This is a genomic window from Occallatibacter sp. (genome assembly GCF_049802275.1).
In the GTDB taxonomy this organism is placed as follows: Bacteria; Acidobacteriota; Terriglobia; order Terriglobales; family Acidobacteriaceae; genus Telmatobacter.
The window spans coordinates 1-8,599 of sequence record NZ_JBARMD010000181.1 but is presented as its reverse complement, the minus strand read 5'-3'; the positions used below and the strand labels follow the sequence as shown (position 1 = coordinate 8,599).

Here is an 8,599-nt window from a genome sequence, read left to right as displayed (position 1 = left end):
CGCCACGCCATGAGCGAATACACAATCAGCCGGAAATGAATCGATCGAGCCTGTAAAGTGAGACAGGTTTAAAAAACTTCTGGTCGGGGCGGAGGGATTCGAACCCCCGACCCTCTGCTCCCAAAGCAGATGCGCTACCAGACTGCGCTACGCCCCGACGTGTTCTTTGATTGTATCGCGGAACGGCTGGTGCCTTCCCGCCGTCCAGATCGCGGCTTCACGGATGAATGATCCATTCCAGCAGCCAGATGAGAAGCAAGATGGGAACGGCAAAAACGAGTGCGATAATGCACGCCAGCACCAGAAGAAACACCCAATCCTTCCAGGTGTGACGGCGCGGTTCGCCGAGATGGCGTTGAATCAGCTTGTAATTGCGAGCATTCGTTTTCCACCCGATGTCGAAAGCATCTCCCAGGATCGGGATTGAGCCGACGAGGACACCGATGCAGAGGTTCGCAGTCATGCGAACGATGGTGATGTAAGGAACGCCGCGGACCCACGCTGCAATTGGAATGATCAACGAGAGCAACCCTCCGATGACGTCTCCAAAGCCCGGGAAGAGGCCGATGATACCGTCAATCCCAAATCGGATCCGGGTGAAGGGGATGCGAAAAGCTTCATCGAGCAGAAATTTCAGCCTGCTCAACGTCTCATCGCTGAAGAGTCCGGTGCCTCGTCTCCAGCGGCCGGTAGGGGCAACAGCTTCTTTCACCTCAGGCGAGAATGGCGGCTCGAAACGCGGCGATTTGGCTTCGAATTTGGACATTGGCGGCTTGGTGCGGTGGGCTTCGGGCCTATTAGTTCGATGCTACAATCGTAAAGGTACGTGGCGGCTATAGTTCAGCGGCAGAACGCCTGACTGTGGCTCAGGATGTCGAGGGTTCGATCCCCTCTAGCCGCCCCAATAAAAAATAAGAGACTTATACAAGCATTCCCATCCCAGCTGGCAGCGGTGACACTCCTTTCCGTCCCCAAATGGCAAACTTCTGCATGTCCCTCAAGCACTCCAAAGCATTCAGGATCGGAAAAGTCCTGGATATTCCTCGCGTCACTGGCAACAGTACGTTTTCTGGTTAACACATAGAATTTCCGACAGGAACTCTCGGAATCCAAACCCGATAGCGGGTATTGCCGCTGCTCGAGAGAACCGCAGAACAGATTGGTACTGGTCGGGGATTACCAAGCAGCACGGAAGTGTCTCTTCTCGATCACTGCGGTGCGCGAGCAAAGCATTTGGAATCCCGAAATGTTCACAAAAAAACCTTTCGGCAGGTCTAAAGTGGCTTCTGAAAGTGCCGATAAAGAACGTGAACTGCCCAGCGCCACCCTCTAAGGTCGTCGGGATCTTGGTCAAGTAGTGCAGACGGGGATAGTGTCTGATTCTCAAAGCCGCGCTTGGAATTACTGTTTCTGCTGGTGCCCCACAGGATTCTCTCCGCAAAGGAGGTTGAAGGATGTCCAGGAAACACGCGTTGAGCGTTGTCGGGATATATCTCCTTGCGATCAGTTCCATTCCCGAATGCGGCGACGCGGCTACGGCGACTGGTGCATTTAGTGTGTCGGTTACAGTTCAGAGTGGTTGCTTAGCTTCCCTCTCTTCGACGAGGTTCGGATCCGACAATCAGACGATCAAGAATGCTGATTCGCTGATCTCCGTCACGTGCACTCAACCAACCGCCTACAGCGTTGACCTGAGCGGGAGCTTGGCGGCCACCGGGTCGGTTGGGAAACGCAACATGATTCTCCCCGGCTTTTCAGCATCCGGATTCGCACCGATACCTGGCATTGGAGTAATCCTCAACCGACTCCACTCGATGGGAGTCGACACCATGCCTGGAAACGGCAATGGCGCCGTTCAGACGACTCCTGTGGTCGCTCAGATTCTGCCAGGAAGAGTCGTCGAGGATAGCTCGTCAGACGATACGATCATGATTAGCGTTACTTATTAAATAGATCCGACCATCTTCTACCAAACTCCTGCGCCGCTCTTCATAGCTAGCCGGGGCTATCACACGTTGTATACCAATGCGGTACCCCAAAGTCATGTCTACGTTCCGAAAGTTTCATTGAGTCTTAGACTTATGTATCGATAAGCTTAGACATCTGAAATGCACAGAAGCTCCCCACAGGAAGGTCTCGCCTTCAAACCAAAGGGCGGAATCGAGGCTTCTGACGATTGCAACTCTTTGCATCAACGAACGCGAAAGTTGACGTGTTCGGTAGTCGGTGGCAAGTGACCGGCAACGGGACCAGCTTTTTGAGCCCCCCGAATCACGATTGCCTGAATCAGTCAGCAGCTGATCCTGTTTGACCAATGCGTCGAACAGCCGTTTCATGAATTCGAACCAGTTGATTCAGGAGTCCTCTAGATGAAACTCGGAAATACTTTTAAGTCCGCGGCCGCTGCCATTGCAGTGTGCATGCTGGGCCTTGCTACCAGCGCAAATGCGGCGACAGCGACCTCCAATTTCACCGTCAGTGCGACTGTTGTGGCGACGTGCACGATTGGTGCGACCAACCTCGGGTTTGGGAACTATACGGGTACTCAGACCGACAGCAGTTCTACAATCACAGTCACCTGCACAAACAGCACGGGCTACACTGTTGGCCTCAGCTCTGGGTCGGGTACTGTGGCGGCCCGCAAGATGACGAGTGGCGCGGCGAGTTTGAACTACTCACTGACTACGGACGCTGCTCGCGCCAACAACTGGACCGACATCGGCGGCGGAAATGTAGCCACAGGAACTGGAGCAGGCTCGGCCCAGACACTTACCGTCTTCGGTAGGATCCCTGGAGCGCAGTATCCGACTCCCGGAGCTTACACCGACACGATTACCGCTACCGTCTCCTATTAAAGCTTTTCAGCTTGATCATCGGGGCTTTTGATGATGTCGTGCCGTGTCGCAGTCATCCGTGCGCTTGCTGCTCTTCCCATCGTTCTGGGGCTGGCGGCAAGCGCACAATCATTATCGGTTCTGCCCGTGAATGTTCTCATGGCACCGGGCCAGCGAGCCAGTTCCCTCACGGTAACCAACCAGGGAAACAGTAAGACCTCAATTCAGATTCGGGCCTTCGCGTGGAATCAGGATGGAGATCAGGACGTTCTCACTCCGTCGGACCTCGTAGTTGTCAGTCCGCCGCTCGCCACGCTTGCTCCCGGGGGCAGCCAGGTCGTGCGGCTGATCCTGCGGCAAGCACCGGCGGCCAGAGAAAGCACCTATCGGATAATTCTCGACCAGATTCCGCCTCCGGCCGAGCCTGGCGTCGTACATGTAGTTCTGCGTTTGTCGATTCCAATATTTGCTCAGCCCGGTTCCGGGGTGAAACCGGATGTACAGTTTCACCTCGAGGACAAGGACGGAGCGCTGTACCTCGTCGGAATCAACAATGGCCGGCGACATTTGGCGGTCCGCCAGATCGAACTGAATACGAGCGACGGCCGCAAGCTGACGACGGCTTCCGGCTTGTCGCCGTATATTCTCGCCGGAGTAACCCGGCACTGGAAGATTGACGCACCAGGCGATCCCGTTCCCCTGCCGCCGAATCAAAGGCTGCAGCTCAAGGCGCAATCGGACATGGGTGCGATTGAACAGCAGGTAAGTGTTGTTGGCGCTCCATGATGGTGATCGCAACCTGTGCGAACGGTTCAACGGTGCGGGAATCCTCTTTCTCGCGCTGACACTTATGCCTCGCCTGGCCATTGCCGCTCAGGCATTCCCGGCAGTTTCGGCTTCAATACCAGGTTTCACCACCACCGGGGTGGAGACTTCCACTCCCTCGATCACAGATGACAGTTCTCCCACTCCGGCGAAAGCCGCGGAACATTCGAATAGCTCTGACCCCGGCGCAGAACCGATTGGCGACGAGACACTGCTGCTCGACGTGCGTGTGAACGGACAGCCAACCGGCAAGATCGGCGAGTTCGTAATGCGCCGCGGCCGGCTCATGGTGCGGCCGGCCGAATTGCACGATCTCGGTTTCCGAGTCCCCGAGGCTCTGCTCCTGGGACCTCATGACCTGATTGAATTGTCGAGTATACGAGGCTTGTCCTGGAATCTCGATGAGAAGAATCTCGTTCTGAATATCATGGCTGGAAGCTTGCTTCTGGAGCCGACGCTGCTTCAGCCTTTCGGATTGCAGGCGATGCTGGCTCATCGGAAAATCGAGAGCGGAACCGGCCTCACGCTTAACTATGACACGGTTGGAACGTATGCCGGAGGACAACTAGGAGGGACAGGTTCGTTCGATCTGCGGCTCTTTTCGCATTGGGGTGTTGCAAGCTCGGACTGGCTGGGTTATGCGGGTGCCAGCCTCAACAGTGGAAATCCAAACCACGTTCGTCTCGACTCGGTATACACCTATGCGGATGTGAATTCGATGCGCCGTTACAGCGTGGGCGACTACATCACCTCCAGTCTCTCCTGGAATCGCGCCGTTCGCTTTGAGGGTGTGCAGGTGGAGTCCGACTTCAGCATGCGGCCGGACCTGATCACGTTTCCGATGCCCACGCTCAGCGGCTCGGCCGCCGTTCCTTCAACGGTCGAAGTTCTGATGGATGGCAATATGGCCGCATCTGGCGATGTGGGAGCAGGTCCATTCCAGATTCCGCAACTGCCTGTCGTAACCGGCGCGGGCACCATCTCAATGACAGTCACCAATGCGCTGGGGCAACAAGTGACAGTGACGCAGCCGTTCTATGCGAGTTCTTCCCTTCTTGCGCCTGGACTTCAGACGTTCTCGGTGCAGGCCGGATTGGTCAGGCGTAATTGGGGTTCAGCCAGCTACGACTATGGCAAGTTTGCAGGCGCGGCCATGTTCCGTCGCGGCCTCACTTCAAATTTCACGATCGAGGCCAGCGCCGAAGGCACGCCGGGAACCATGCTTGCCGGTGCGGGCGGAGTGCGGCAGATTGGCCATTTTGGTGTGGTGAATTTTGCAGCGTCGGGCAGCTCCGGTTGGGGGCACAGCGGCGCACAGTTCGCTGCGGGCGTCGAACGGATTGGACGAAGATTCAGCATTGGCGGCACGGCGACAATGGCGACGCAAGGCTACCGGGATATCGCAGCGATGAATGGCGACGGAATCTTCAGAAAGCAGATCAATGCTTTCGCAAGCGTTTACAGCAGGCGCTTTGGCTCGTTTGGAGCCGCCTACGGAGGAATCGACCAGGACGCCGCCCCTGTCCAGATCACGCCCACTCCATTCGCGGGAGTACGCACTCACATTGTTTCTGCAAACTATTCAATCCTGATCCGCCACGTAACTCTGTATGTCTCAGAGTTCAAGGACGTATCTGGAAACCCGGGAAGCAGCAACGGATTGCAAGCTGGAATCATGATCCCATTCGGCAAGCGAAGCTCGGCGAATGTCAGCGGCACGTCAGCCGGCACGGCGCAGTTGCAGGCTCAGCAGTCGGCGGCGGAGATCGGCCAATGGGGCTACAACGTCTACGCTGCAGTTGGAGACTCACACCACGAATTCGGACAGATGCAGTACAAGTCGAAAGCCGGTCTTATCACTGGCGGCATCGACGAAAGTGGGGGGACTACGACCGGGCGACTGGAGACACAGGGGGCAATCTCCTTTGCAGATCGAAGCGTTTTCCCCTCCAACACTATTTATGACAGCTTCGCAATCGTGGATACCAATCCTGTGCCGCACGTGCACGTTCTCCAGGAAAATCGGGAAGTGGGCACAACGAATTCCTCAGGACGGCTGCTCGTACCCGACATGCGTTCCTTCGACCTGAATCACGTTGCCATCGCTGCAACCGATGTTCCAGCGGACGTGACGCTCGATACGGCGACACGCGAATTCAGGCCACAGGATCACTCCGGGGTCGTGGTGAAGTTTCCGGTTAAGTTCAGTCGTGGAGCGTTGCTGCAGTTGGTTGACGAGCGTGGAAAGCCTCTGCCGCTTGGAAGCACGGCGACACTTATTGGTAGCGGAGCAAATGTTCCAGTTGGTTATGATGGAGATGCTTACCTTGAGAATCTAAGCCCACACAACGAGGTCAAGGTTGTGCGCATGGATGGTAGAAGTTGCCTGGTTCGCTTCGAGTACAAGGCTGTTCCCGGAGATATTCCTTCAATTGGACCTCTTACTTGCGTGGAACAGAGGCCGTAATGCGGAAGAGGATGCGAAAGTTACTGTGGGCTGCCTTCCTGATCTTCTCCCTGGAATGCGCTCACAATGCCACGGCACAGACTTGCTCGCTCACTGTTTCAACGCTGAATTTTGGGACCTACACGGGAACACTTCTCAACGGGACTGCTACCGGACGGGTCACCTGCGCCGGAGGCTGGAATATTCCAATGGATGCCGGGACCGGTGCGGGCGCAACGGTAACAAACCGGAAGATGACCGGCCCTTTCGGTGCCACGCTCAACTACGCTCTGTTTCGCGATAGTGCGCGAACCCAGAATTGGGGCAACACCACAGACACGGAATTGACCGGTACCGGGAACACCAACGTCACTGTTTATGGTCAAATTTCCGCAACGCAGCACGTCATTTCTGGAACCTACACCGACACAATCCACACAGCCACCACGTCTTTCACAGTGACTGTAACCATTGTTGCCGCCTGCACTATCAGTGCCAGCGCGCTCAGCTTCGGCGTCTATGCCGGTGTCACGACAAATGCCACATCCACGATGATCGTGAACTGCACGACGAATGCTCCGTATTATGTGGGCCTGAATGCCGGTACCGCGACCGGAGCGACGGTCACCACGAGGAAGATGACAAGCGGCGCGCACACGCTGAATTATTCGCTCTACTCGAACAGCGCGCACACCACAAACTGGGGAAATACGGTCGGCACAGACACCGTTGCCGGTTCTGGTACAGGAGCCAACCAGTCTCTTACTGTCTATGGCCAGATACCCGGAGCACAGACTCTTTTCCCTGGCTCTTATTCCGACAGCATCACCGCGACCATCACATATTGATTGATCCTGGGATAAACACAGCCAACGAAATCTGCATCAGCTCGCGTGGATTGGCAACACTGATCTGTGCGTTTCAGAAAGTGCGGACACCAGTGATCTCGGACCCATTTTGGGCGCTTTCAGGGCCCTGCATTTCTCTTCCTGTACGCGGATCGCTGCATCCAGCGGTCCGCTAGATGTTTTCGACCTTCTTATTCTTGAGCGATTGCCCAATGTGAATTGGAGGGTATTCACATTCTGCAAAAACCCACTCACGATCTTTCCCATCAATAAGGTTTGAGTCAAACAGAATTGCCGTCTTACAGTGTCCGCAGCGAAAACCAAGGTGTCCCCTGTCCCAATTCGTCTTTTTGAACCAGCCAAGGTCAGTTTGCGCGATTTTCAGTGTGCTTTTGCAGCTTCCGCAGACGACCTTCTGCGACCATTCAGCTCCGACTGAAACGATTTCCATGAGTAGCTCCTCTTGCAATTTCTTGTGCTGCCCTGTCGGGCTTCCGCGCCGGACAGGCGCCCTGGGAATTCGTCACACGGGGGTGAGGGAAGTCGTCGAATCCACTTCTGTCCGGGTGCTAGGCATTGTAATCGACTGCAGGACACCTCAGACAAGTGGATTCAGTGGCCATTCAATGGCACAGCTGGAAAGTACGATCGAATGAGCTCATCAAAAGAAGCAGGATTGATTCCTCCTTCTTAGTAATTCAACCCCGGTATTGTTCGTCGCTCACCTTCTCCATCCAATCGACGGTTTTGCCATCGAGCTTCTCCTGAATAGCGAAATGCGTCATCGCCGTGGTTGGCGCCGCACCATGCCAATGCTTTTCGCCGGGCGCGAACCAGATAACGTCGCCGGGCCGGATCTCCTCGACGAGACCACCCCAGTGCTGCGCTCTGCCGCAACCCGATGTGACGATGAGTGTCTGGCCGAGCGGATGCGTGTGCCAGGCGGTTCGGGCGCCAGGGTCGAAAGTGACACTCGCACCAACCACGCGCGCTGGATCGGGCGCGGTGAAAAGTGGGTCGACGCGAACGGTGCCCGTGAACCAGTCTGCCGGGCCTTTTCCCGATGGTTGGGAACCGGCTCTCTTTATCTCCATGGTCTTGTCCTCTGTCTATAGATTGATTTGAAGCCGCCAAGTGGTAAAGCACATGAGCAAGTCATCGTTAGATCAGCTCTTGCCGTCTCGCGGCGTGATTCTAACCGTTGCGGAACGCGCCTGCTCGCTGATCATTGGCGCAAGATATGGGCTGCGTTTGTATTTCGCACGGTAGGCGTTGTCGATGCGATCGTTGATGGGGCCTTCCGTTTTCTCGAACGTAACTTCTTTCGTTATTCCGGCAGCGATGATGCGTCCCGCCTTCTGGCGTACGGCGGCTTTGTACCAACGAGACTTCTGTCCGTTGTAGCCCCGCACGTAGAGAGCGCCGTCGACCGCAACGGACCAGATCCAGGTAGGTGTGCCGTAGGCGACCCCATCCTCGCGGAAAGGTGAGATGTGCAAGTCATCTGAATCGGCAATCTTATGCAGTTCGTCTTGGGACCATGCGGACAATGTTGCTTTCCTCCATGTTCTTCCTCGCAGTGGCGTGCTAATCCACTAGCGGTTTGTCATGCGCTCCACTTCTTCGGGGTAACGATCACCTTGCAC

At 55.8% G+C, this 8,599-nt stretch carries 8 protein-coding genes and 2 tRNA genes; 6 read left to right on the top strand and 4 right to left on the bottom strand.

All coding sequences use genetic code 11. The annotated features are described in order from the left end of the window. Positions 1-80: 80 nt before the first annotated feature. Both WA354_RS06060 and WA354_RS06055 read right to left on the bottom strand, forming a co-directional pair. Positions 81-157: transfer RNA gene (locus WA354_RS06060), tRNA-Pro, on the bottom strand. Positions 158-217: 60 nt separating this feature from the next. Next, positions 218-766 carry a DUF4112 domain-containing protein gene (locus WA354_RS06055; protein WP_472812113.1) on the bottom strand — a complete coding sequence of 183 codons (549 nt, stop codon included), beginning with the start codon at positions 764-766 and terminating at the stop codon, positions 218-220. A 63-nt stretch (positions 767-829) separates the two neighbouring features. On the opposite strand from WA354_RS06055, the gene WA354_RS06050 reads away from it, so the two are divergent. The 6 genes from WA354_RS06050 to WA354_RS06025 all read left to right on the top strand — a co-directional run bounded on the left by WA354_RS06050 (position 830) and on the right by WA354_RS06025 (position 6,953). After that, positions 830-904: transfer RNA gene (locus WA354_RS06050), tRNA-His, on the top strand. 550 nt (positions 905-1,454) lie between these two features. Beyond that, positions 1,455-1,949: a spore coat protein U domain-containing protein gene (locus WA354_RS06045; protein ID WP_472812112.1), complete on the top strand. Its 495-nt coding sequence runs from the start codon at positions 1,455-1,457 to the stop codon at positions 1,947-1,949. Positions 1,950-2,369: 420 nt separating this feature from the next. Further along, positions 2,370-2,855 (top strand): Csu type fimbrial protein, encoded by a 486-nt coding sequence (locus tag WA354_RS06040; protein ID WP_472812111.1) that lies wholly within the window; start codon positions 2,370-2,372, stop codon positions 2,853-2,855. 30 nt (positions 2,856-2,885) lie between these two features. Further along, entirely contained in the window at positions 2,886-3,620 is a 735-nt protein-coding gene (locus WA354_RS06035; RefSeq protein WP_472812110.1) for a fimbrial biogenesis chaperone, read from the top strand. Beyond that, positions 3,604-6,126, top strand: a complete 2,523-nt coding sequence (locus WA354_RS06030; protein WP_472812109.1) for a fimbria/pilus outer membrane usher protein — start codon at positions 3,604-3,606, stop codon at positions 6,124-6,126. Before WA354_RS06035 ends, WA354_RS06030 begins: the two co-directional genes overlap by 17 nt. 11 nt (positions 6,127-6,137) lie before the next feature. Beyond that, entirely contained in the window at positions 6,138-6,953 is an 816-nt protein-coding gene (locus WA354_RS06025; RefSeq protein WP_472812108.1) for a Csu type fimbrial protein, read from the top strand. A 698-nt stretch (positions 6,954-7,651) separates the two neighbouring features. On the opposite strand, the gene WA354_RS06020 is transcribed toward WA354_RS06025, so the two are convergent. Beyond that, entirely contained in the window at positions 7,652-8,047 is a 396-nt protein-coding gene (locus WA354_RS06020) for a (R)-mandelonitrile lyase (RefSeq protein ID WP_472812107.1), read from the bottom strand. Positions 8,048-8,119: 72 nt separating this feature from the next. Next, entirely contained in the window at positions 8,120-8,503 is a 384-nt protein-coding gene (locus WA354_RS06015; protein WP_472812106.1) for a DUF2255 family protein, read from the bottom strand. Positions 8,504-8,599: the final 96 nt, after the last annotated feature.

Bases quoted from the DNA above. Each gene is read 5' to 3' on its own strand.
- WA354_RS06055 (WP_472812113.1), bottom strand. From the start codon at position 766: ATGTCCAAATTCGAAGCCAAATCGCCGCGTTTCGAGCCGCCATTCTCG.
- WA354_RS06045 (WP_472812112.1), top strand. From the start codon at position 1,455: ATGTCCAGGAAACACGCGTTGAGCGTTGTCGGGATATATCTCCTTGCG.
- WA354_RS06040 (WP_472812111.1), top strand. From the start codon at position 2,370: ATGAAACTCGGAAATACTTTTAAGTCCGCGGCCGCTGCCATTGCAGTG.
- WA354_RS06035 (WP_472812110.1), top strand. From the start codon at position 2,886: ATGATGTCGTGCCGTGTCGCAGTCATCCGTGCGCTTGCTGCTCTTCCC.
- WA354_RS06025 (WP_472812108.1), top strand. From the start codon at position 6,138: ATGCGAAAGTTACTGTGGGCTGCCTTCCTGATCTTCTCCCTGGAATGC.
- WA354_RS06020 (WP_472812107.1), bottom strand. From the start codon at position 8,047: ATGGAGATAAAGAGAGCCGGTTCCCAACCATCGGGAAAAGGCCCGGCA.